The 23,420-nt window shown below is 32.4% G+C and carries 23 protein-coding genes and 2 other annotated features; of the genes, 3 read left to right on the forward strand and 20 right to left on the reverse strand.

The window, feature by feature from the left end; all coding sequences use genetic code 11:
- Positions 1 to 45: 45 nt before the first annotated feature.
- Both pheT and pheS read right to left on the reverse strand, forming a co-directional pair.
- Complete coding sequence (gene pheT / locus ER639_RS05735) at positions 46 to 2,448, reverse strand: phenylalanine--tRNA ligase subunit beta (RefSeq protein WP_129064814.1); 2,403 nt, start codon at positions 2,446 to 2,448, stop codon at positions 46 to 48.
- The gene (gene pheS / locus ER639_RS05740) at positions 2,435 to 3,505 is read right to left on the reverse strand and encodes a phenylalanine--tRNA ligase subunit alpha (RefSeq protein WP_129064815.1); all 1,071 of its coding nucleotides are present in this window, start codon (positions 3,503 to 3,505) and stop codon (positions 2,435 to 2,437) included. Before pheS ends, pheT begins: the two co-directional genes overlap by 14 nt.
- 53 nt (positions 3,506 to 3,558) lie before the next feature.
- Positions 3,559 to 3,754, reverse strand: a binding site (T-box leader).
- A 259-nt stretch (positions 3,755 to 4,013) separates the two neighbouring features.
- Here pheS and ER639_RS05745 point away from each other — a divergent pair.
- A complete protein-coding gene (locus ER639_RS05745) occupies positions 4,014 to 5,048 on the forward strand; it encodes a hypothetical protein (RefSeq protein ID WP_129064816.1) in 1,035 nt (344 codons plus the stop codon).
- Positions 5,049 to 5,089: 41 nt separating this feature from the next.
- On the opposite strand, the gene ER639_RS05750 is transcribed toward ER639_RS05745, so the two are convergent.
- Positions 5,090 to 5,566 (reverse strand): hypothetical protein, encoded by a 477-nt coding sequence (locus ER639_RS05750; RefSeq protein ID WP_129064817.1) that lies wholly within the window; start codon positions 5,564 to 5,566, stop codon positions 5,090 to 5,092.
- The gene (locus tag ER639_RS05755; RefSeq protein WP_129064818.1) at positions 5,556 to 6,038 is read right to left on the reverse strand and encodes a hypothetical protein; all 483 of its coding nucleotides are present in this window, start codon (positions 6,036 to 6,038) and stop codon (positions 5,556 to 5,558) included. Before ER639_RS05755 ends, ER639_RS05750 begins: the two co-directional genes overlap by 11 nt.
- Before the next feature lie 85 nt (positions 6,039 to 6,123).
- Between ER639_RS05755 and ER639_RS05760 the strand changes: the two genes are divergently transcribed.
- Positions 6,124 to 7,287, forward strand: coding sequence for a CynX/NimT family MFS transporter (locus ER639_RS05760; RefSeq protein ID WP_129064819.1), 1,164 nt, complete (start codon positions 6,124 to 6,126; stop codon positions 7,285 to 7,287).
- A 157-nt stretch (positions 7,288 to 7,444) separates the two neighbouring features.
- On the opposite strand, the gene ER639_RS05765 is transcribed toward ER639_RS05760, so the two are convergent.
- The 3 genes from ER639_RS05765 to ER639_RS05775 form a co-directional block, all read right to left on the reverse strand.
- On the reverse strand, positions 7,445 to 7,624 hold the full coding sequence (locus tag ER639_RS05765) for a hypothetical protein (protein WP_129064820.1): 180 nt from the start codon (positions 7,622 to 7,624) through the stop codon (positions 7,445 to 7,447).
- A 105-nt stretch (positions 7,625 to 7,729) separates the two neighbouring features.
- Positions 7,730 to 8,470 (reverse strand): TrmH family RNA methyltransferase, encoded by a 741-nt coding sequence (locus ER639_RS05770; protein WP_129064821.1) that lies wholly within the window; start codon positions 8,468 to 8,470, stop codon positions 7,730 to 7,732.
- Positions 8,458 to 8,913 carry a MarR family winged helix-turn-helix transcriptional regulator gene (locus ER639_RS05775; RefSeq protein WP_205757699.1) on the reverse strand — a complete coding sequence of 152 codons (456 nt, stop codon included), beginning with the start codon at positions 8,911 to 8,913 and terminating at the stop codon, positions 8,458 to 8,460. The genes ER639_RS05770 and ER639_RS05775 overlap by 13 nt, the downstream gene beginning before the upstream one ends.
- A 183-nt stretch (positions 8,914 to 9,096) precedes the next feature.
- Here ER639_RS05775 and ER639_RS05780 point away from each other — a divergent pair, with 183 nt between their 5' ends.
- The gene (locus tag ER639_RS05780) at positions 9,097 to 10,743 is read left to right on the forward strand and encodes an alpha-keto acid decarboxylase family protein (RefSeq protein ID WP_129064822.1); all 1,647 of its coding nucleotides are present in this window, start codon (positions 9,097 to 9,099) and stop codon (positions 10,741 to 10,743) included.
- A 39-nt stretch (positions 10,744 to 10,782) separates the two neighbouring features.
- Here the strand turns inward: ER639_RS05780 and ER639_RS05785 are convergent, their stop codons facing one another.
- From ER639_RS05785 to ER639_RS05845, 13 genes are all read right to left on the reverse strand, one after another.
- Positions 10,783 to 11,853, reverse strand: coding sequence for a M42 family metallopeptidase (locus tag ER639_RS05785; RefSeq protein ID WP_129064823.1), 1,071 nt, complete (start codon positions 11,851 to 11,853; stop codon positions 10,783 to 10,785).
- Positions 11,854 to 11,946: 93 nt separating this feature from the next.
- On the reverse strand, positions 11,947 to 13,437 hold the full coding sequence (locus ER639_RS12245; RefSeq protein ID WP_164993369.1) for a hypothetical protein: 1,491 nt from the start codon (positions 13,435 to 13,437) through the stop codon (positions 11,947 to 11,949).
- A 145-nt stretch (positions 13,438 to 13,582) separates the two neighbouring features.
- Positions 13,583 to 14,383, reverse strand: coding sequence for a hypothetical protein (locus ER639_RS05795; RefSeq protein WP_129064825.1), 801 nt, complete (start codon positions 14,381 to 14,383; stop codon positions 13,583 to 13,585).
- The gene (locus ER639_RS05800; protein ID WP_129064826.1) at positions 14,370 to 15,260 is read right to left on the reverse strand and encodes an ABC transporter ATP-binding protein; all 891 of its coding nucleotides are present in this window, start codon (positions 15,258 to 15,260) and stop codon (positions 14,370 to 14,372) included. The genes ER639_RS05795 and ER639_RS05800 overlap by 14 nt, the downstream gene beginning before the upstream one ends.
- Positions 15,261 to 15,372: 112 nt before the next feature.
- Positions 15,373 to 16,350 (reverse strand): uroporphyrinogen-III C-methyltransferase, encoded by a 978-nt coding sequence (gene cobA / locus ER639_RS05805; protein ID WP_129064827.1) that lies wholly within the window; start codon positions 16,348 to 16,350, stop codon positions 15,373 to 15,375.
- Positions 16,338 to 16,652: a nitrite reductase (NAD(P)H) small subunit gene (locus ER639_RS05810; protein ID WP_129064828.1), complete on the reverse strand. Its 315-nt coding sequence runs from the start codon at positions 16,650 to 16,652 to the stop codon at positions 16,338 to 16,340. The genes cobA and ER639_RS05810 overlap by 13 nt, the downstream gene beginning before the upstream one ends.
- A gap of 1 nt (position 16,653) precedes the next feature.
- Positions 16,654 to 19,050: a nitrite reductase large subunit NirB gene (gene nirB, locus ER639_RS05815; RefSeq protein WP_129064829.1), complete on the reverse strand. Its 2,397-nt coding sequence runs from the start codon at positions 19,048 to 19,050 to the stop codon at positions 16,654 to 16,656.
- A 199-nt stretch (positions 19,051 to 19,249) separates the two neighbouring features.
- Positions 19,250 to 19,681 (reverse strand): precorrin-2 dehydrogenase/sirohydrochlorin ferrochelatase family protein, encoded by a 432-nt coding sequence (locus tag ER639_RS05820; RefSeq protein ID WP_129064830.1) that lies wholly within the window; start codon positions 19,679 to 19,681, stop codon positions 19,250 to 19,252.
- Positions 19,669 to 20,391, reverse strand: a complete 723-nt coding sequence (locus ER639_RS05825; protein WP_164993370.1) for a sirohydrochlorin chelatase — start codon at positions 20,389 to 20,391, stop codon at positions 19,669 to 19,671. Before ER639_RS05825 ends, ER639_RS05820 begins: the two co-directional genes overlap by 13 nt.
- A gap of 172 nt (positions 20,392 to 20,563) precedes the next feature.
- Positions 20,564 to 20,923 (reverse strand): 50S ribosomal protein L20, encoded by a 360-nt coding sequence (rplT, locus tag ER639_RS05830; protein WP_129064832.1) that lies wholly within the window; start codon positions 20,921 to 20,923, stop codon positions 20,564 to 20,566.
- Positions 20,924 to 20,974: 51 nt separating this feature from the next.
- Complete coding sequence (gene rpmI, locus ER639_RS05835; RefSeq protein WP_129064833.1) at positions 20,975 to 21,175, reverse strand: 50S ribosomal protein L35; 201 nt, start codon at positions 21,173 to 21,175, stop codon at positions 20,975 to 20,977.
- Positions 21,176 to 21,187: 12 nt separating this feature from the next.
- The gene (infC, locus tag ER639_RS05840) at positions 21,188 to 21,724 is read right to left on the reverse strand and encodes a translation initiation factor IF-3 (protein WP_129064834.1); all 537 of its coding nucleotides are present in this window, start codon (positions 21,722 to 21,724) and stop codon (positions 21,188 to 21,190) included.
- Between the two features lie 18 nt (positions 21,725 to 21,742).
- Positions 21,743 to 21,865, reverse strand: a sequence feature (ribosomal protein L20 leader region).
- 33 nt (positions 21,866 to 21,898) lie between these two features.
- Positions 21,899 to 23,395 (reverse strand): amino acid permease, encoded by a 1,497-nt coding sequence (locus tag ER639_RS05845; protein WP_129064835.1) that lies wholly within the window; start codon positions 23,393 to 23,395, stop codon positions 21,899 to 21,901.
- Between the last annotated feature and the right edge of the window lie 25 nt (positions 23,396 to 23,420).

Genomic DNA, 23,420 nt, shown 5'->3' on the forward strand with positions numbered 1-23,420 from the left:
GTAAAATGACAAATAAAAAAGCGAGACATTTCTGCCTCACTTTAATTATCCTCTTAATTTGGCACCGTTTTGTTCTAATGATACAATCACTTTATCGTAAATCGGTTTAATGTCTTCATCAGTTAACGTTTGTACTGGATTTAAAAATTCCATTCTGATTGCTACAGATTTTTTATCTTCTGCGATATGTTCTCCTTGATAAACATCAAACACTTTTGCTGATTGTAATAATTTATGATCAATTGATTCAATTAATTCAATGTATTTTCCTGTATCTTCATTACGCGGTACTTCAATAGCAATGTCACGACTTGTTCCAGGGAACTTTGGAATCATTGTGTATAAAATTTGACCTTGAACATCGTTTAACAATTGTTTTAAATCAAGCTCAAATACATACGTTTCATTTAAATCATTTGCGTCTTCAAATGAAGGATGTAATTGACCGATAATACCCACTTTAACTTCGCCTACATAAATATCTGCACTTCTTCCTGGATGTAATAATTCATCTGTTGAACGCACATATTTAAACGGAATGCCAATACGTTCAGAAATAGCTTCTACAATTCCTTTTACATGGAAGAAGTCGACATTTTCTTTTTTACCTTGGTGATAACTTGGCATTACTTCACCAGTGATAATACCAGCCACACGTTCTTCTTCACTAGGTAATGTATCTGTACCATTTTGATAAAACACATTGCCTACTTCATAAAATGCAACATTTTTCATTTGACGCGCATTATTATATTTCACTACATCCACTAAATGTGGAATTAAACTTTGGCGTAATTCGGCATGATCTTCACTCATTGGCATTAAAAGTTTTGTAGTTTCAGCTGTTTTTAATGCAAATTGTGTTGCTTTTTCTTTTGAAACTAAAGCGTAAGTAATAGCTTGATTTAAACCATAACCTTGTAACAATGCTTTAATTTGACGACGTTTGATTTGATAATCTGTTAATCCTACCTGTTTATTTGTTTTTGTTACAGGTAATGTTGCTGGCAATTCATCGTAACCATAAATACGGGCAACTTCTTCAACTAAGTCTTCCTTAATAGAAATATCACCACGACGACTAGGTACAACGACATTGAAATTATCGCCATCAACTTTAGATTCAAATCCTAATCGATCAAAAATGGCTTTAATTTCAGTATTTGAAATTTCAAATCCAATTAAACCATTGATATCATCAACAGTAATTTCAACATGTTTTGTAAACTCTGGTAATTTTCCTGCAGACACAATTCCACTTAACACTTCACCTTGTGCGTTTTCTTGTAAAAGATATGCTGCACGATTTAAAGCTTCTTCAACAAATTCAGCAGCCACACCTTTTTCAAAACGGCTAGATGATTCTGAACGTAAGTTTAAACGACTCGCTGTTTTACGGATATTAAGAGGTGCAAACATTGCTGCCTCAATTAATACATTGACTGTTTTATCTGTTACTTCTGAGAAATCGCCACCCATAACCCCTGCTAAAGCAACAGGTTTTGTACCGTTAGTAATAACAATATCTTCTGAAGTTAATTTTCTTTCTTGATCATCTAAAGTCGTCATCATTTCATCTTGATGTGCATTTCTAACGACAATTGACTTTGATCCTAATTGATCGTAATCAAACATATGTAACGGTTGACCGTATTCTAACATTACATAATTCGAAACATCGACAACATTATTGATTGGTCGAATGCCTGCTTTAATTAAACGACCTTGAATATAAGCAGGAGATGGTCCGATTTTTACATTTTTAACGATACGTGCTGCATAATATGGGTTTAATGATTCATCTTCAATATTAATTGAGATATAATCAGATGCATTTTCATTTGTTTCATGAATTTCAACATTTGGAAAAGAAATCGTTTCTTCATATAAAGCACTTGTTTCGTAAGCCGAACCTACCATACTCATACAGTCACTTCTATTTGGTGTTAAACCAAATTCCATCACTTCATCTGCTAAAGATAATGCTTCTAACGCACTCGTACCAGGTGTAACTTGATCTGAAAATACATAAATGCCTTGTGCATAATCTTCCGGGATTAAATTTGAATTTATACCCAATTCACCTAAAGAACAAATCATTCCATTAGACTCAACACCACGTAATTTGGCTTTTTTGATTTTAATGCCGCCAAGTAAACGACCACCTGGTAAACATACGATAACATGTTGACCTGCATCAACATTCGGTGCACCACAAACAATTTGTAATGTTTCCTCACCAACATTTACTTGGCAAACATTTAATTTATCCGCATCAGGATGTTTCTCTTTTGATTCAACATAACCAACGACTAAATTTTTAATATCTTTTGTATAATCAATGATTTCTTCAATTTCTATACCACTACGTGTAATTTTTTCAGCTAATTCTTCCACTGGTAAATCAACTTTAACAAAATCACTTAACCACTCTTTACTTACTAACATCTGTTTGACCTCCATCTTCAAGACGTAAGAACTGTGTAATAAATCTTAAATCATTTGTATAGAAATGACGAATATCTTCGATACCATATTTTAACATCGCAATTCGATCTGGCCCCATACCAAAAGCAAATCCTGAATATTTCTTAGAATCGAATCCTGCCATTTCAAGAACGTTAGGGTGTACCATACCAGCACCTAAAATTTCAATCCATCCTGTTCCTTTACATACATTACATCCCTTACCTTTACATTTGAAGCAAGAAATATCAACCTCTACTGAAGGCTCTGTAAATGGGAAGAAACTTGGACGTAAACGAATCTCTCTGTCTTCACCAAACATCTTTTTAGCGAAATACTCTAAAGTCCCTTTTAAATCACTCATTTTAATATTTTCATCAACAACTAAACCTTCAATTTGTGTAAATTGATGTGAATGTGTCGCATCATCTGAGTCACGACGATATACTTTACCTGGACAAATGATCTTAACTGGTCCTTCACCTTTGCGCGCTTCTAAAGTTCTCGCTTGTACTGGTGATGTATGTGTACGCATTAAAATATCTTCTGAAATATAGAAACTGTCTTGCATATCACGAGCTGGATGTGATTTAGGTAAATTTAATGCTTCGAAGTTATAGTAATCACTTTCAACTTCAAACCCCTCTACAACTTCATATCCTAAACCAACAAATAAATCTTCAATATCTTCAACAATACGATTTAAAGGATGTGTACTCCCTTGTGTTAATGATTTACCTGGTAAAGTAATATCAATCGCTTCACTTTCAAGCTTTTGTTGAATCATTGCTTTATTGATTGCTTCTTCTTTTTCTTTAATGACACCTTCAACTGTTTGACGAGCATCATTCACTAAAGCACCAAATTTCGGTTTTTCTTCATTCGGTAAAGATTTCATTTCTTTCATTAATCCAGTAATAACACCTTTTTTACCTAAGTAAGATACTTTAATATCTTGTAAATCTTTTTTCTCAGTAATTGCTTCTACTTTTTGAATTGCTTCCTCTTTCAATGCTTGTAACTTGTCTTTAAGTTCCATAACGAACCTCCAATAATTTATTTAAAGGCAAAATAAAAAACCCTTTCATCCTACAAAGGGACGAAAAGATTCCGCGGTACCACCCAAATTTGCACAAACGTGCACACTTCATTTCGAGATAACGGATCGACCGGCCTAACTTCTTATTAGACAGCCAAAAAGGTGAAAAAACATAAGACTTTGACCATCTCACACCAAACGATGGCTCTCTTAACAAATTCTTATATTCCGTCTTTTTATCGGCACTATTTCATTGATATTAATTATATAGAAATTAAAAACTGAATTCAACTGAATTTTCCTAATGTTTCAGTTATACATATTCGGTTAAACAATTAATACAGAAAATTATAAGAAAAATAATAGCAACAAACCAACAAATTAATATATCAATAAAATATACAAAATAACACTAGATTACTTTTACCTTTTATATTATGATATATTTTATTAAAAACATCCAAAATTTAACCAAATTATTATATTAATATTTAAACGAGGTCATAATATGTTAAAGAAAACATTATATATTACAGTTGCCCTATCTATCATACCGAGTATTTCTTATGCAAATACCACAGCAAATAATACAACAGATACGAATGCAGTTAAACAATACATCCAAGAAGAAAAAAATAAAATCAACACACAACTCGATCAAGTAAAAAAAGATATACAACAAATTGATCAACAAAAAGAACAAGTTAGACAAGAAGTTAAAAATAAAACCGATCAACTAAGACAATCAATCAATCGAGTGAATAATCAAACAAATACGAACATTTCAGAAAAATATACTGAAAGTAACAATAATAATCAAAAGAATAGCCAATCACTTATAGAAAAAGTCAAAGAACAACAAGCTAGAAATCTATCAAACACGCCATTACTACAAAAACTTAAACAAAATACCAGCACTCCAATCATCACCATTGCTGTGAATGATCAACCTGTAACTATCAATAAAGATTGGTTTACAAAAAAACAACAAGCATTCATAGAAAAATTAAAAACAAAACTGAAGCAAGGTAAAATTGATGATAATAAATTACAATTAGAAGTATTACAACTATTACATCAAAACTTAAAAAACTATATACAACAACATGAAAAAATAGACATTAAAGACTTAATCAATAAAGGCTTTAATATATCAGAAATGAACCCTACTTTAAGAGAAAAATTAGAACAATTATTAAAAAAATATAAAGAGAATGAAATATCAAATACAAAATACCAACACCAATTACTAGACATATTAAATCAACATTTAATCGATACAAACAAAAAAGTACAACATTTAAATGATGTTCTCAAAAAAGAACAAAGTGGTGCAGATTTATTTAGCACAAACATCGCAGACAGCATTTCAAATGACTTAAAACCAGATAATACAGTAAAAGAAAGCGTAAAAAAAACACCAACAAAACAAGAAACACAAACCTCATTCTTACCAATCACAGGTGAAATGCCTAAAGAATATATCGTTGGTATCATTGCGTCACTCTTAGTAGGTGTCTTGTTACTATTTAAAAAGAAGTAAGCCAAAAGGCCTACTTCTTTTTTGATACTGATAAATAATAATTAATTTCTAAAATAATTGTCGTCCTGCTTCACTTTATAACTATTCCTAACCGTTGGTAAAATAGAGATTAACATCACCATTACAAATAACATTGGTGTTACTTTAAAACCTGAATTAAAATGCATAAAGAGCAAGATACAAATAATTGCTATTCCACAAATAACTGATGCAAAATAGATTATTGGCGATTTCTCTCTAAATTTAAATCTTCTCACTTCATTTGAAAATGTGGCAAGATAGTATAATGTAACAAATAATAATGATGTAATCAAAACAATAATTTTAGATGTATTAGAATTTAAATGGTCTAAATATAACATCTCGATAAAAATAATCGGCATGAAAATTACTAATAAAGACATACGACTTATCAAATCTACTCTACGATATTGAACATGCGTACATTCACTATTCAAATCAAACAAACGACCAAGCCACAATTTTAAACTCCCTTTAATATCGTTACTAATTGCCATCTTCTTCAATCCTTTCAAACAACTCATCACGATCTGTCTTTACGTCGTTAGTATTAGTCATAAAACCTGGAATTAATATTGCCATCACCCCTATCATAAACTTCCAGGATTCATTTTTGAAAAATTCAATAAAAGTAAATCCAACTAAATAGCAAATTAATGAAACAATTAAAAAGGATTTATAGTTTTTCTGTCTAAATTTAAATCTACGTATATGTGACGATAATGTTAATGACCATATAAACAAAAATACAGGCAATAGTATGAGTACAAATTCATGTTTAAACTCTATATCATAGTCCATTGTAAATGCTGTAAATAACATTATTAAAACAATTAATGGAACTACTAATGTCCAACGCGCTACACTTTGAATCCTCTTATATTTCTTTAATGGCTCATCACTATTAAAATCAGTTATCCCCCCAAGCCAAAGTCGGTAACTTTCTTTTAAATATTTTAAATCATTCATTATTTTCACCTCTCTATTTTTACTTACTACATTTTCCCAAAATAAATGATATGCTTAATATATATTGTTAAAAGGAGCGTTTTTTATGTTTAAGAAAAAGGAAGTCTTGCTCTTAATTCTTGGAATTATTTTTGTTTCTTCTACTTTACGTGCACCGATTACTTCTGTTGGTCCTGTGATTGATCAAATTGGTTCACGTTTAAATTTATCGAGTACGCTGTTAGGTTCTTTAACAACGATTCCATTATTAATGTTCGCTCTTATTTCCCCCTCTGTTGCAGGTGTGAGCGCAAAGTTTGGGATGAGTAAGACATTATTTTGTTCTACGATTGTTTTGTTAATTGGTTTGTTGATTAGAGTCATACCAAACCCACTATTTTTATTTTTAGGTACTGTATTAATTGGTATTGGTATCGCATTTGGTAATGTGATTTTCCCAAGTTTTATTAAATGGCGATTCCCAAGCCAAATGGGTGTGATGACTGGCATTTACACTTTAATGATGACCATGTTTGGCGGTGTTGGTAGCGGGTTCTCCGTACCACTTTCTCATGTTGGTCATGGTGGTTATCAATTCGCCCTAGGGTTTTGGGTAATCCTTTGTATATTTGCGTTAATCGTTTGGTTACCACAACTTAAAACGAATCCAAAGATTGTTGTCGAAAAATCAGATCGCAAGATTTATAAGTCTAAACTCGCAGTTTGTGTTGCTTTAATGATGGGCTTTCAATCGATGTTATTTTTCTGTATGGCAACTTGGATCCCAAGTATATTAATGAGCTATGGATTTTCAAAACAAACAGCGGGCTATTTTATGATGCTAAGTATCTTTAGTCAATTGCCAATGAACTTTATTGTGCCTGTGATTGCGAGCAAATTAAAAGATCAACGCATATTAGCTTATGCCTATACTTTGTTATTTATTATTGGATTCAGTTTACTCTTCACTCAAACGTTTGTTTTGACGATAATTGCTATGATAATTCTTGGCCTTGCGAGTGGTTCTGCATTTAGTTTATGTATGCTTACTTTCTCACTACGTGCTAAAACGACTCAAGATGCAATTGAATTATCTGGGTTCTCTCAAGGTTTAGGTTACCTTGTTGCAGCAACAGGTCCAGTGTTATTTGGATGGTTAAAGGATTATACAGGTCACTTTGAATCATGCATCTTTGCGTTTCTTATTGTTACAGTCATATTCTTTGTATTTAGCTATATTAGCTGTAAAAATCGTTATATTTTCGATTAGTACAACTATTATTGTAACTTGTACGAATAACATTTTCTAGGAATCTTGAAATTTTTAAGGTAATTTTAAGGTTAATTTGCATTAATAAAGATGCAATATTAAATGAAATAAAAATAAACCACCGAAACCATTTAATTTAGGTTTCGGTGGTTTTATTTTATGACAATACATATGATTCTTCTGCCTTTTGGATAAGTTCATCGATTGCAGCTTTTATAGAAGTTCCTTGTCCTTCTACATGATCTACATCTTTAAACTTTGCAACAAATTGTTCTTCCTTGTTCAAATCATTTTGGGTCTCTTGCTCAACATTCAAATACGCTTTTAAAGTTTTCATACGCTCGGTCCCCTTTCGATTAGAAAGTACAAACATCAATTTCATGTATTCAATTTAATCTTGCAGTACATCAATATGTAGATGTATTTAATTATAATATCATAATTAAACAAAATAATACATTAATATACCAGCACATACTGCAACATTTAAACTTTCCGCTTCTCCAAAAATCGGTACGTATAAGTTATTATCTGTTTGATTCAGTATATCTTTATCTACACCTTGTCCTTCATTTCCTAAAACAAGCATGACTTTATCTGAAGGGTCAATCGTACGATAGTCACTGCCACCTTCTAAACTTGTGCCATAGATGTGACCTTTAAATTCTGCTTTAATGGCTTCAAATTCCATTTCAATGACTGGAATATGGAACAAACTGCCTTGTGATGATCGCAACACTTTATCGTTATATATATCAACTGTACCTTTAGAAATGACAACTGCATCAAATCCGGCTGCATCAGCCGTTCTAATAATCGTGCCTACATTCCCTGGATCTTGAATACGGTCTAAATAAATCACCTTTTTTAAATCTTGAATATTATATTTCATTTCCATTGAACACACTGCATAAATACCTTGTGGTGCCTCTGTTTGCGTCAGTTTCTCAGCCACTTTGAATGTGATTTCATATTGTTGTTTGCTGTTTTGAACCATATCATAAGTTAGTTTCTCAGGATCAACCGTTAAAATCATTTCAATTGATACACCACTTTTCGCAGCCTCTTCAACTAAATGATGCCCTTCAATTAAAAATTGTCCTGCTTTTTTACGTTCTTTTCTTTGATGTAACTTCGCGATTTGTTTAACTTTCGGATTATTGACTGATTCTATTTTTTCCATGCAATCCCTCTTTTTTCTTTAATCATTTGATAGCCGGGTCTTGGTGCACTTAACCCTTTCATCATCTCTGTCCAATTTGAACCATATTCACTTTCAATCTTGTTTAACAATTGTAATTGTGCATTACAAAGTGATTCAATGAGTGATAGTCCTGCTTCAGTTGGATGTAATTCCTTTAAACGTTTATCATTTTGGTTTGTTTTTTCAATAATGAGCCCTCGCGATTTCAAAACCTTCAATGCACTTTGTGCACCTTGCTTTGAAATTTCTAAGATTTCTAATAAAGCACTGACATGTATGCCAGGGTAATAACAAATAAAAAATAAAAAGCGATGATGTTGCCTACCAATACCATAAGATTGAATTAATTCATCAGCTGCATTGATAAATGTCTTATAGCCAAAATAAAACAACATTAAATCTTTTTCAGACCTCAAAATCATCTCTCCTCGCTTGTACTTTACATATTATAACTTGAAAAGTACTTTTCGCCAACGTAAACCACGCATATGCAATATGAAATAATATTAGCAAACCATTTTAGGTCAACATCATTGACCTAAAATACAAAAAGCGTTATATTAATAAAGTATACAAAATGAATACAAGTCGAAGGGGAAGATATTATGAAACAAAGGATTGGTCAATATTTATTAGATACATTAGCAATCAATGGTGTAGATAAAATCTTTGGCGTGCCTGGAGATTTTACATTAGCGTTTTTAGACGACATCATTTGTAACGACAAAATTGAATGGATTGGTAATACAAATGAATTAAATGCGAGTTATGCAGCAGATGGCTATGCTCGCGTTAATGGTTTAGGTGCACTTAGCACAACATTTGGTGTTGGTGAATTAAGTGCAGTCAATGGTATTGCAGGTAGTTATGCAGAACGAGTACCAGTTGTTAAAATTTCAGGAGGTCCTTCAACGATTGCCCAAAAAGAAGGACGTTATGTGCACCACTCTTTAGGTGAAGGTGTATTTGACAGCTATTCTAAAATGTACGAACACATTACAACTGCAACAACAACATTAAATGTAGACAATGCACAAGAAGAAATCACACGTGTCATTAATAAAGCGATTGAAGAACGTCGTCCAGTACATATCCATTTACCTATTGATGTTGCATTAACTGAAATTGAAGTGACATTACCACCTAAAAAATATGAACACCATAAAAAAGATGTATCAAAATACATCGAAGCGATTGAAAATGAATTAAAGAATGCAAAACAACCCGTATTAATCGTTGGACATGAAATTAATTCGTTTGATTTACATGAACAATTAGAGCAATTTGCATCAAAAACGAACATACCAGTCGCACAACTTTCATTAGGAAAATCAGCATTTAATGAAGAATCACCACAATATTTAGGTATTTTCGACGGAAAAATTGCTGAAGAAAATGTAAGAAATTATGTTAATTCATCAGACTGTATTATTAATTTAGGTGCAAAATTAACAGATTCAGCAACAGCAGGATTCAGTTATGAATTTGATATCAATGATGTACATTTCTTAAATCAAAATGATGTAAAAATCAAATCTATCACTTCTAATAACGTAAGTATTATCGATATTATGGAAGGGTTATTAAGCATAGATTTTAAAAATAAAGCGACATTCCCTACTTATATCCGTTCTGACTTAAAATATGAATTAAACGATCAACCGTTAGAACAAGCGAATTACTTTAAATTAATGAATGCTTTCTTAAAACCAAATGACATCTTATTAGCAGAACAAGGAACATCATTCTTTGGGGCCTATGACATGTCATTATATAAAGGTAACCAATACATCGGACAACCATTATGGGGTTCTATTGGTTATACATTCCCAGCATTATTAGGATCACAACATGCAGATGTTCATCGTCGCAACGTATTACTCATCGGTGATGGCTCATTACAATTAACAGCACAAGCATTATCAACAATGATTAGAACAAATATTAAACCAATTATTTTTGTGATTAACAATGATGGATATACAGTAGAACGATTAATCCACGGAATGAAAGAACCATACAACGACATTCAAATGTGGGATTACAAAAAGCTACCTGAAGTATTTGGTGGAAAAGATACAGTTAAAGTTTATGAAGCTAAAACATCAAATGAATTAAAATCTGTAATGGATGAAATTGAAAAAGACCAGGAACATATGCATTTTGTAGAAGTACATATGGGTGTAGAAGATGCACCGAAAAAATTAATCGATATTTCAAAAGCATTTGCAGCAGCCAATAAAAAAGCATAAAAATAAACCTAGTGCGTACAAAATCGCACTAGGTTTTCTTTATTGATACGTCTGATTTATGATTTTCTCAACTATCTCATCTGTTAAACTTTCTGTTATTTTTTTAACAAGTTTTAATGCTTGATTGTAGTCTTCTTTGTGCATGATGGATGTATTTGAATGAATGTATCTCGTTGGGACACAAATTGTAATGGCAGGTACACCATCTAAACTTTGCGCTACGTGTCCAGCATCGGTATATCCGCCTGTTAAGAAATCATGTTGTACTTGAATACCTTCTTTTTCAGCAATATCCAGTACAAATTGTCTTAAACTTGGATGACCGATATGCCATACATCCATTAGCATCACAATTGGTCCTTCACCTAGTTTTGCTTGTGACTTACCTTCCATACCTGGGGTATTTGAACAAATACCGACATCTAAGGCAATGGCTAATGATGGTTTTACTTTATGTGCCGCTGTTTTTGCACCTCTTGATAATGTTTCTTCTTGTGTTACTGCACCTGAATATACTGTAATTTGGTTGTTTAATTCCTTTAATACATCAATCGCAAGGGCACATCCAAAGCGATTATCCCACGCTTTTGCAAGTAAGTAATTTGGATTATGCATCACTTCAAATTCAGAATAAGGTGTGATTGGATCACCGATGCGAACGCCTGAAGCTAAAGTATCTTCTTTAGAGTCACTACCAATATCAATAAACAATTCATTTAAGACAACGGCTTTTTCACGGTCGGTTGGTGATAATACATGTGGTGGTTTGCCACCGATTATGCCTCGAATCACCCCAGACTTTGTTAAGATGCTCACTTTCTGACTTAACAATACATTTGGCCACCAATACCCTAATGTTGTAAATTTAATAAATCCTTTTTCAGTGATATCCGTAACAATAAAACCAACTTCATCTAAATGACCTAATAACATGATAGAATGTTGACTTTCCGCTTCTTTCACTGCAAAGATACTACCAGTGTTATCTTTAACAGTATTAAGCTTCATTTCGTCGAATGCATCTTTCATAAATTGCGTCATCGGTTGTTCGAAACCTGCAGGGGCATTCACATCTGTAATTGCTTTAAAAAATGATAGTTGTTGATCCATATTTTAACCACCTTTTAAATGAAATTTGTCAAAAATACATCGTTCATTAATTTTTCGTTATTTTTTTGATTATTTATTTTTTTATTTTAATTTTTATTTTTTCTTTTTCTTAGCTTTTTTCTTAGACTTTTTCTTTTTACTTACAACTTTTCCTTTAGGTTGGCGATATTCAGGCATTTCTATGACTTTCATACCACCAATACGCCATAGTCTTACGTGCGTATAAACTTCCTTTAATATTTGTGTAAGTTGTTCAGTTGGGACAATAGAAATGATGCCTTTATGTCCTAAGTCTGCAATAAATTCAAATGCCGTTTCAAAGCTGTCTGTTACTCTAAATGTTTCGATGATTTCATTAAATAGCGCACGTACTTGATGGTCATAAATTAACTTACCTTTCATGTTTTCACGTAATGCTACAAACATCTTTTCTGTTAATTGACTTTCATCAACGTAAGCATTTTGAACATATTTGAATACTTGCTTTTTATTCACTGGCATATAATAATCCATCGCAGAGAACATCACATCTAAATCCATTTGTTGATGTGAATAAATTTCATGTTTAATCCAATTACCTTTAATGTTTCTAAATAAATTTGGGAAGAATTGTTGAATATCTTTCTTAATTTCTTCAACTGTAATCGATTGTTTCATTAAACGTTTATACGATTCTGCCATAAAGTCTAACTTCACAAATCCATATAAATTAAGCATCCCACGGTAAAACTTAATTTTTTCTATATCAGCATTTAATACATGATTTTTCTCATACTTTTGAATGTGTTCAAGTACATCTGAAGGTATAAATAATATTTCATTAAAATCATATGCAAACAAGAATATTTCTCTCGTTGCACCTTTTTGATAAGTAAAATTATCATAGTTAAATTGAATCGCATTTTCGATATTTAATAATAAATCATAATCCGCAAATTTAAGCATTTTTTCTAACATCGTAAAGTCTTTAAAAAACTGCGATGTAATTAACGTAATGATTTCTGTTTTATTTTTATTTGAATATCCTGAAATGCTGTAAAATTTACAAATGGCCTTTAAATCATTTACTGTTAAACTTGCTAAATGAAAACCTAGAGATTGATTACTGTAATTAGTAATTAATGCATTGATTTTTGATTCTAATACATCTTGCTCATATTTCTCTTTAATCAATTCTTTTAATAGCTTATCTGCTTCATTTAAAGCTTGTTCAGTAGGTTCTTGAATCGTTTCATATTTATGCTCTAGAGCTACTTCATTATATAGATTTATTAATTTAACTGGAATATCAAAGATTTCACCTTTAGAATCTTCAATATAGCCAAACTTAACTAAAGTCGGTAAAATAATTTTACTGTTAACTTGATCTTTTAAAATACTTTCTTGTGATGCTGCCATTAATTCTAAATATACTTTTTCGGTCTGTGTAAGTACTGCGACCACTTCTTTAAAGTATTCTTTCGTATATAATACTTCAGCAACTTGATTTAAGTCTGATGTGTCCAATTCTTTTTTCTTTAATCCAAAAAACTTTCTAATCTCTTTTAATTCTTGTTCTGACTTTTGTTCTAAATATTTAATCATGCTGGCCTCTTTCTATACTCATATTGACTTATATTCATTATGGCATAAAATACATTATTTTTGAACATGTGCCATATTAAAGGTAAATCAAAAAAGAGAGACGAATGTCTCCCTTATTATTCTTTATCTCAATCTATTCGTTTCATTATAGTTGTAAGTTTTTATTTTTAAATAATATTGTATTCAAAAAGAATAATATAATGATTATTAAACCGCATATACTATAACAAAGTACTAAATAAGCATCACCTGTTGAGATTTTTGCGCTGTCATAAAAGCTAAATACCGTAAAATATTTCATCCATTCGACATCTTCACTCAACTTAGCACCAATTGATAAGCCATACATGAGTAATGCAACTGCACTACTTAATAATATGCCGTGTTTTACTTCTTTGCATATCAACATACATGTTATTGAAAATAAATGAATGATTAAAAAAACAATAACGCCTAAAACATTTAAATGGATTAATGTTGATATTTTATAATCTGGATTTTTTACAAACCATTGAATAAATACCATACAACCTACCGACATAAATATACCTAATAATAGATGCGCAATGATTGCCGCAGTTTGGATTTGAGTCATTATGTTCACTCGTGAATAAGGTAAATTCATCATATTCGCAAAAGATTTATTTTCAATCGATTTACCAAATAAATGATTACTTAACATTATCGCAAAGCATAACATTAAAATAATAAAAATCATGCCGTAATATTCCATTGCGATAAACTGATTAATATCTTGAAGTCCTGCTTGCATATTAAATATCGCATTCAATTCTTTTGGCATTTGTTTCATCATCTCGTCCAATCCATCCATTTTCTGTACTGTAGGATAAATGGCGACTATCATCAATAAATACAACAATGCACCGATTAAGAAAGCAATCATAAATGACAATGATTGTTTCAAATAATAATTAAAGAGTGTCATTTTGATCACCTCGATCATAATAATGTAAGAAGATTTCTTCAAGCGTTTCATTTTCGATATTGATATGTTCGATATCACAATGACTTAATTGACGAATCACTTCATTCGCCTCACCTTTAATGGTTAGTTTCACTGTTAAACCTTCCACACGACATTGTGGGTACTGATTAGAAAAACGACGAACATCCTCAATGGTTTTAAAGTGAATCACGTAATGCTGTCTCGCATTTTTCTGAATGTGGTGCATATCATCTAAATCGACAATTTTACCCTCTTTGATGATACATATTTGGTCACATGTTCGTGCCACTTCTGTAAAGCTATGTGAACTCATTAATATCGTTGTACCTTTACTTTTTTCTTCATTAATCAAATCTAAGAAAATTTGTTGTACTAATGGATCAAGTCCTGAAGTTGGTTCATCAAGTATTAAAATATTCGGCTCATGCATAAAACTTTGAATGATGGCGACTTTTTGTTTCATCCCTTTACTCATCTTGCCGATTTTCACCTTTTCATCCAATTGTAAACGGCGGATAAGTTCATTCTTTTTAGTATGGTCTTTAATACCTCGCGCTTTTAACATAAAATTTAAATAATCTTTACCACTCATGTCATTCAATAAACTGATTTCACCAGAAATATAGCCGACATTTTTTTGAATATGTGCTCTATTATTAAATGCATCCATACCATTAATCAACACTTGTCCAGATGTAGGTTTCATAAATCCCATCATCATTCTAATGGTTGTTGATTTACCAGCACCATTGGGTCCTAAAAACCCAAAAACAGTCCCAGGCTCAATCGTAAAATTTAAATCAAATACGCCTTTTTGATTCCCGAAATCTTTTGTTAAATGTTTTACTTCAATCATGCATCTCACCTACTTATCGACATTTGTTAATCTTATTATATGCCTAGGCTATGTAAAACACACTTTAATTTTTAATTATTTTATTAAATTGAATACAACAAAAAAAGACTTCTCATAAATGAAAAGTCTTTTGAAATAAATATTTTGCATTTTCTGATGTAAATCTAATTTCATCAAATTGAATTTCATGTAACTGTGTTTGATGAATCTCAATATATTTTTGAACATGGTATGCATCATTTAAGCCATCAATTAAATAATAATAACCGCCATCATCATACATTTCTAAGACACTTTCAACGTCTGATTTCTCATCATTGACAATAAGTATCTTTCGATTATGGTCTGGCATTTGTTCAAACCAAGATTCATTTTTTCTGCATTTAACAACATCCCCGACAATTATCATCGCTGGATGTTTAATATCCGCTTCAGTAACTAAAGCCACAATGTTTGATAAATCACCTGTCACAGTCTTTTGATAGCCATATGTACCATTACCGATAACAGCAACGGGTAATGTTGCTTCATTTTCTTCGGACAGTATATTTACGATATTCGGTAATTCTTTCATGCCCATGTAAAGAGCGAGCGTTCCACCTTTTGCAAGGGCTTGGAAATCAATTTCTCGCACTGAATCTTTTTGTAAATGACCTGTTGCAAATGTAACGTGAGGTGAATATTGTCGATCTGTTAATGGAAATCCTGCATATAAACTTGCAGCACTAGCACTTGTAATACCTGGAATCACTTCAAATGGAATTTCAGATTTCAATGTATCTATTTCTTCAGATAATCTGCCAAATATACCAGGGTCTCCACCTTTTAATCGTGCGACAATGTGCCCTTCTTTGGCATATTCGTAAATTAATGAGTTAATTTCATGTTGTTTAATGTAATTGACATCTGGATTTTTCCCCACATAAATCAGTTTCGCATCTTGTTTAGATAGTTGAAGTAACATTTTATTGACTAAACGATCATATATAATGACATCTGCTTGTTTGATTTTTCTTAACCCTTTATAAGAACAAAGTCCGGGATCACCCGGACCTGCTCCAATAAAGTAAACTTTACCTATTCTACCCATATGAATAATTCGCCTTGCTCCACTTCTACTTTATAAGTTTTCACACAACCATCTGCTTCATCTGGTGCTTGAACTTGTCCATCGTTTAAGTCAATCTTTCTGTCATGTAAAGGACAGAATACATAATGTTCACTTACAGTCCCCTCAGATAAAGGACCATTTTTATGTGGGCAACGATTTCCAATTGCTTTAATTTCACCAGTTTCTAATAAGAAAATACCAATCTCTTCATCTCTAACAAATACTTTTTTACCGATTTGTGGTTCTAATTCTGAAACGTTAAATAATTTAATTTTTTCCATGTTATACGCGCTCCACTTCATACATTTTTTTATCATTTTCACGCATTTGTTTCCAAGGTTCTTCTTGGCGTGCTTTATTTGCATCTAATAAAGTATCGTATAATTCTTTTTGTTTTACTGGGTTTAATAATACTTCTTTCACTTGGTCAAATCCTAAACGCTCCAACCAAGGCGCAGTACGTTCTGCATAAATACCTGTTTCACGGTAATATTGCATCATCGCACCACATAATTGTACTACTTCATCTTCAGTAGCTACTGTCGTTAATAATATAGCTGCTTTAACTTCAGTACCACCATTACCACCAATGAAAATTTGGAAACCATTTTCAACTGCGATGACTCCAAAGTCTTTAACACCTGATTCTACACAGCTACGTGGACAGCCTGATACCCCAATTTTAAATTTATGAGGTGTATCAATATATTCAAATGTAGATTCTAATCGAATGGCCAATTTAGTAGTATATTGTGTACCAAATCGACAGAATTCTTTACCAACACAAGATTTTACTGAACGTAATTTTTTACCATAAGCAGATGCTGAGCGCATGCCTAAATCTTCCCAAACTAGTGGTAATTCTTCTTTCTTAATACCATATAAACCTATACGTTGTGCACCTGTAATTTTCACTAAAGGTACATCATATTTCTTCGCAACTTCACCTAATTTAATTAATTGATCAGGATTTGTTACCCCACCTTGCATTTGTGGAATGACTGAGAATGTACCGTCATTTTGAATATTTGCATGGAAACGTTCATTTGCATAACGTGAATCTTTTTCGTCTTCATGCTCATGTGGCCAGCACATATTTAAATAATAGTTAATTGCTGGACGACATTTTGGACAACCACCAAGGTTTTTAAAGCCTAATACATGGCGTACTTCTTTAGATGTTTTTAAACCTTTAGCACGAATTTGCGTAACGATTTGATCACGTGATAAATCTGTACAACCACAAATACCTGTTGGTCCACCAGCTTCAAATTTATCTCCTAAAGTATGTACTAATAAGTCAGCGATTTGTCCTTTACATTTACCACAAGAACCCCCTGCTTTAGTATGAGCAGTAACTTCAGCAACAGTTGTTAATCCTTTTTCTTTAACAGCTTGTACAATTTGTCCTTTAGAAATACCGTTACAGCCACAAATTGTCTCAGAGTCATCCATTGTTGCGACACTTACTGCATCGACTTCTCCGGCTTTATGTAATAAAGATACTAATGTAAATTCTTCAATATCTTCACGTTTTTTCATCATGTTGTAGAAACGGTTACCTTCTTCAGTGTCCCCATAAAGTACTGCTCCGACAACTTTTCCAGCTTCAACGAATACTTTTTTGTAAATATTATCTACACCGTTAAATACTTCGATGCCACGAATGTTTTCACCTTCATAAATTTTACCAGCAGAGAATAAATCACAACCAGATACTTTTAATGAAGTAAATGTTGTAGATCCATGATAACCATCTGTATCTTTACCAGTAATATGATCTGCTAATACTTTACCTTGTTCATATAATGGTGCAACTAAACCATATACTTTTGAATTGTGCTCACAACATTCACCAACCGCATAAATATCTGGGTCACTCGTTTGCATAAAATCATTTACGACAATACCACGGCCAATTTCTAGACCAGCAGCACGTGCTTGTTTCGTAACCGGACGAATACCAACTGCCATAACTACTAAGTCTGTTTCAATGACTGTACCATCACTTAAACGTACCGCTTCAACGCGATCTTTACCGATGATTTCTTGTGTATTACCTTGAAGTTTAAATTTCATACCTTGTTTTTCAAGATCTGCTTTTAACATTTCTCCGGCCTTACGGTCCAACTGCATTTCCATTAACCATTCCGCTAAGTGAACTACAGTTACTTCCATACCTTGATCTAGTAAACCACGTGCACACTCTAAACCTAATAAACCGCCACCGATAACAACCGCTTTCTTAAATTTACGTGCTTGATCGATGATATATTCAGTATCTTTAATTGTTCTCCAACCAACAACACCGTCTAATTTAACACCATCGATTGGTAACATAAATGCTGTAGAACCTGTCGCAAAAATTAATTTGTCGTAAGCAACTTCTACACCTTTCTTCGTTTTAACAATTTTATTTACTCGATCTATTTCTTCTGCTTTATCATCATTGATTAATGTAATGCCTTGTTCTTTATACCATTCATACGAATTTAAAATCGTTTCATCAACAGTCATTTTCTTTTGTAAAATGTTTGATAACATAATACGGTTGTAGTTTGGATATGGTTCCTCACCGATGATAGTAATCTCAAATAACTCTGGATTACGTTCAATAATTTCCTCAATCGTTCTAACCCCTGCCATACCATTACCAATCATTACTAATCTTTGTTTCATTTTATTGGCTCCTTTATCTTCATGCTCTTTTATTATTAAAGATACATTTCATTTATCACTTAATTAGATAGTAACAATATTATAACCTATATCATGTGATAAAAATCACAAATATTATTAAATAAGAAAAATATAGAGAAATCCCTAATACTAAAGAAGTAATATTACTTTTCGATTAACATTTCGACTAACAATTAAATTATCCTTTTGATAATAATTGCAATAAATGCGCTTTAAATTGCTTACTTTTCGATGCGTCTTGACCTTCTGTAGAAATCATAATTTTCATGCCATCATATATAAAGCTCGCCATATTAAAAAATGATGAGCGCGTCTGATTAGTACAGTCATTAACCAATTGTTGTGGTGACGTTTTAGAATAAACTACATCATTCACCGCTTGATCATTTGTTGTAATAAAGACCATGTCAAATGCCGATAAATCCTCAAGGTCAAATTGTCGTTTGATACAATGAACATCTTGATTTAATATCCACGCATCAATTTCTGGGGCAATCACAGTAATATGTGCACCTTCACCAATTAATTTAGAGAGCTTTCTTTTCGCAATACGTCCGCCACCTACAATAAGTATCGACTTACCATTTAAATTCAACATTACTGGATACATACTGCATCTACCTTTTCAATTTGTCTTAATACACTTTGTACCATATTAAAATCTAAGTCTAAAGTTTCAGTAAAAGTGATTTGCATACCTTTTTCGATAAATGGTTGACTCAACCTTTTAATCTTCCTTACTAAATGCCCATCAAATAAAAAGTATGGCATAAGGACTACACTTTCATTTGTATTGAGTTCGCTTAATTTTTGTTCAAAACTTAATGCACCATATAACATTGCCGGTATAAGGTTTTGATCTGAATCCTTTTGCATTAATTTAACTGCTTCTGTAAGTCTTACATCTGGTTCTGTAAAGCGTTTGTTCCCATGTGCGACAATCAAGGTATGATTTGCGTTAAAAGATTGTATTCGTTCATTGGCAACTTGATAGACTTCTTTTTCATCACCAAAACAATCTGCAATCGTATATTGTATATCAAATGGATATTTCGCAATGACTGCATCTAACTGTGCAGGAATATCTTCGACTGCGTGCATTGCTGGAAACAATAGCATAGGCACAACAATACATTCTCGTACTCCCGCTTCAATCATTTCACTAAATATTAATGGTACATTCTCATCTGCTTTCTCTAAAAAAGCGAGTTTCTGAATACTTTCATTACGATGTTTCATGATTTCATTTACAAATTCACGAAACAAAGTATTTTTGTCAGGCATTTTAGAACCATGCGCAATATAAATAATCCCTTTCACATAATTCCCCCTCTCATTAAATCTATTGTATAAAATATAGCAAATGTATAATAGCAATAACCTTACGAAACAAGATAGTATAGGGAAAACCCTTATTCTGTGTTGTTGTATGAAAAAGCCAATAAAAAAAGTCACATGAAATTTGCATTTCATGTGACTCAGTGATTATCTATTATTTTTCTAAAGCTTTTTTAGCTTGTTCTACTAAACCAGCAAATGCTTTTTCATCAGTGATAGCGATCTCTGATAACATTTTACGGTTGATTTCGATACCTGCTAATTTTAAACCGTTCATTAAACGGCTGTAGCTGATGTCGTTCATACGAGCTGCCGCATTGATACGTGCGATCCATAATTTACGGAAATCACGTTTCTTTTGACGACGGTCACGGTATGCATATTGACCTGATTTCATTACTTGTTGTTTTGCTACTTTATATAATGTATGTTTTGAACCAAAGTAACCTTTAGCTAATTTGATTACGCGTTTACGACGACGACGTGTTACAGTTCCACCTTTAACTCGTGGCATGATAATTCCTCCTTAAGATATATAACGATATGTTTAGTCCGATTATTTTAATTATTTTACGTAAGTTAACATTTGAGCAACGCGTTTTTGATCACCTTTAGAAACTAAAGCTGCTTTTCTTAAACCACGTTTTTGTTTTGTTGATTTGTTAGCAAATAAGTGAGAAGTAAACGCTCTTGAACGTTTTAATTTTCCTGAACCAGTTCTTTTTACACGTTTCGCTGCTCCGCGGTGAGTTTTCATTTTAGGCATTACTTTGTCCTCCTAGTTTTGTTTTTTTTCTACGATAGGCGCTAACATTAAAAACATTGAGCGTCCATCCATTTTTGGCTTTTGTTCAACTGTCGCAAGATCTTTACATTCTTCTGCAAATTTCTCTAAAACACGTTGACCAAATTCTTTATGCGTAATCGCACGCCCTCTGAATCGAATTGATACTTTAACTTTATCTTCTTTTTCTAAGAATTTCTTAGCGTTTTTAAGCTTAGTGTTAAAGTCATGATCTTCGATTGTTGGACTCAATCTAATTTCTTTAATTGTCACGATTTTTTGCTTTTTACGTGCTTCTTTATCTTTCTTTTGTTGTTCAAATTTGAATTTACCGTAGTCCATAATTTTGGCTACTGGCGGTTTCGCATTTGGAGCAACAAGTACAACATCAAGATTTACGCGTTCTGCAATTTCAATGGCTTCATTTTTAGATTTAACACCTAATTGAGCACCATCATGGCCAATTAATCGAAGTTCTTTCGCACGAATTTTGTCATTAATCTGTGTTTGATCTTTAGCTATGGTTGACACCTCCTAAGTTATTTACGAAACAAACAAAAAGAGCGAGTCTATAGACCCGCTCTCATAAATAACTAATACAACTGTTATTTAACCCTTTCACTGCCTTTTGCGTTCTCAGGGTGAGAAGCGGGATTGCTTCTACTTGTTTATCCGTATTCAACAGACTTAATAATAACAAGTTATTTAGTTCATGTCAACAGTTATTTTTTCAAATTCACTCATATCGTGATCATGTGATAAATCCACTTCTGTTAATGGGATTTTACGCGTTTTATATTTTAATTTGTGGTATAAATAAAATCCTAAAAATACTGGAATACCCATGTAAGTAATCAAGAATGAGTTCCATTCAAATTTACCACTTGTTACTAAATCCACATCTTGTCCTAAAATAACAATCACACAAAGGATAAATGCAAAGATTGGACCGAATGGGAACCATTTAGCACGATATTTCAACACTGATAAATCTTTGTTTTGTGCATAGAATGCACGACGGAAACGATAATGACTAATTGCAATACCTACCCATGCAATAAATCCAGTCAAACCTGATGCAGCTACAATATATGTATATGCACCACTTGCTAATTTCTCAACGATAAAGATAATTAGTACAACGACTGCTGTTGCTAATAAACTTGGAATTGGTACACCTTTATCATTTGTTTCAGAGAATTTACGATTTGCTAAACCATCTTTACCCATTGCATATAACATACGTGTTGAAGCATACATCCCTGAGTTACCAGCAGATAAAATCGATGTTAAAATAACAGCGTTCATAAAACTTGCTGCAAATGCAAGTCCTGCATTTTCAAATACTAATGTGAATGGTGATTTTGCAATGTCATCGCCACCCATTAAGTTTGGATTTGTATAAGGAATAATTAATCCAATAATTAAAATTGCTAAAATATAGAAAATTAAAATTCTCCAAAAGACTTGGTTGATTGCTTTAGGAATTGTTTTTTCAGGTTCTTCAGACTCTCCAGCTGTAATACCAACAAGCTCAGTTCCTTGGAAACTAAAACCTGCTACTAAAAATACACCTAATATTGTAAGAAAACTTTGAACCATTGAATCACCTAAGAACGGTGCATCTCCAACTGTAAAGTTATTAAATCCAATAAATTTGCCACCTAAAATACCGAAAATTGTTAAAATACCAATACCGATAAATAAAATGACAGTAATCACTTTAATTAAAGCAAACCAATACTCACTTTCACCATACACTTTAACTGATAAAGTATTTAATAAGAAGATAATAACTAAAAATACTAAACTCCACGCCCAGTTGGGCATAAAATCCATTGGTGCCCAATATTTAATGACGCTACTTGCTATACTAACGTCTACTGCGACTGTAATAACCCAGTTAAACCAGTAATTCCATCCTAATGCAAATCCTAGTGAAGGATCTACAAATCGTGTCGCATATGTTGAGAAACTACCTGAAATCGGTAAATACGTTGCCATTTCTCCTAAACTTGTCATTAAGAAAAATACCATAATACCAATAATCGTAAATGCTAATAAAGCACCGCCAGGACCCGCTTCACGAATTGCACCTCCTGATGTCATAAATAACCCTGTACCAATACATCCACCAATCGCAATCATTGAGATATGTCTTGGTTTTAAATTTCTTTGTACTCCGTTTTGTTCATTACTCATACGTAAACTCCCTTTCTAAATTAAA

Source organism: Macrococcus sp. DPC7161, from assembly GCF_004117835.1.
Classification (GTDB): Bacteria; Bacillota; Bacilli; order Staphylococcales; family Staphylococcaceae; genus SDSC01.

Bases quoted from the DNA above. Each gene is read 5' to 3' on its own strand.
- pheT (WP_129064814.1), bottom strand. From the start codon at position 2,448: ATGTTAGTAAGTAAAGAGTGGTTAAGTGATTTTGTTAAAGTTGATTTA.
- pheS (WP_129064815.1), bottom strand. From the start codon at position 3,505: ATGGAACTTAAAGACAAGTTACAAGCATTGAAAGAGGAAGCAATTCAA.
- ER639_RS05745 (WP_129064816.1), top strand. From the start codon at position 4,014: ATGTTAAAGAAAACATTATATATTACAGTTGCCCTATCTATCATACCG.
- ER639_RS05750 (WP_129064817.1), bottom strand. From the start codon at position 5,566: ATGGCAATTAGTAACGATATTAAAGGGAGTTTAAAATTGTGGCTTGGT.
- ER639_RS05755 (WP_129064818.1), bottom strand. From the start codon at position 6,038: ATGAATGATTTAAAATATTTAAAAGAAAGTTACCGACTTTGGCTTGGG.
- ER639_RS05760 (WP_129064819.1), top strand. From the start codon at position 6,124: ATGTTTAAGAAAAAGGAAGTCTTGCTCTTAATTCTTGGAATTATTTTT.
- ER639_RS05765 (WP_129064820.1), bottom strand. From the start codon at position 7,624: ATGAAAACTTTAAAAGCGTATTTGAATGTTGAGCAAGAGACCCAAAAT.
- ER639_RS05770 (WP_129064821.1), bottom strand. From the start codon at position 8,470: ATGGAAAAAATAGAATCAGTCAATAATCCGAAAGTTAAACAAATCGCG.
- ER639_RS05775 (WP_205757699.1), bottom strand. From the start codon at position 8,913: ATGATTTTGAGGTCTGAAAAAGATTTAATGTTGTTTTATTTTGGCTAT.
- ER639_RS05780 (WP_129064822.1), top strand. From the start codon at position 9,097: ATGAAACAAAGGATTGGTCAATATTTATTAGATACATTAGCAATCAAT.
- ER639_RS05785 (WP_129064823.1), bottom strand. From the start codon at position 11,853: ATGGATCAACAACTATCATTTTTTAAAGCAATTACAGATGTGAATGCC.
- ER639_RS12245 (WP_164993369.1), bottom strand. From the start codon at position 13,437: ATGATTAAATATTTAGAACAAAAGTCAGAACAAGAATTAAAAGAGATT.
- ER639_RS05795 (WP_129064825.1), bottom strand. From the start codon at position 14,383: ATGACACTCTTTAATTATTATTTGAAACAATCATTGTCATTTATGATT.
- ER639_RS05800 (WP_129064826.1), bottom strand. From the start codon at position 15,260: ATGATTGAAGTAAAACATTTAACAAAAGATTTCGGGAATCAAAAAGGC.
- cobA (WP_129064827.1), bottom strand. From the start codon at position 16,350: ATGGGTAGAATAGGTAAAGTTTACTTTATTGGAGCAGGTCCGGGTGAT.
- ER639_RS05810 (WP_129064828.1), bottom strand. From the start codon at position 16,652: ATGGAAAAAATTAAATTATTTAACGTTTCAGAATTAGAACCACAAATC.
- nirB (WP_129064829.1), bottom strand. From the start codon at position 19,050: ATGAAACAAAGATTAGTAATGATTGGTAATGGTATGGCAGGGGTTAGA.
- ER639_RS05820 (WP_129064830.1), bottom strand. From the start codon at position 19,681: ATGTATCCAGTAATGTTGAATTTAAATGGTAAGTCGATACTTATTGTA.
- rplT (WP_129064832.1), bottom strand. From the start codon at position 20,923: ATGCCACGAGTTAAAGGTGGAACTGTAACACGTCGTCGTCGTAAACGC.
- rpmI (WP_129064833.1), bottom strand. From the start codon at position 21,175: ATGCCTAAAATGAAAACTCACCGCGGAGCAGCGAAACGTGTAAAAAGA.
- ER639_RS05845 (WP_129064835.1), bottom strand. From the start codon at position 23,395: ATGAGTAATGAACAAAACGGAGTACAAAGAAATTTAAAACCAAGACAT.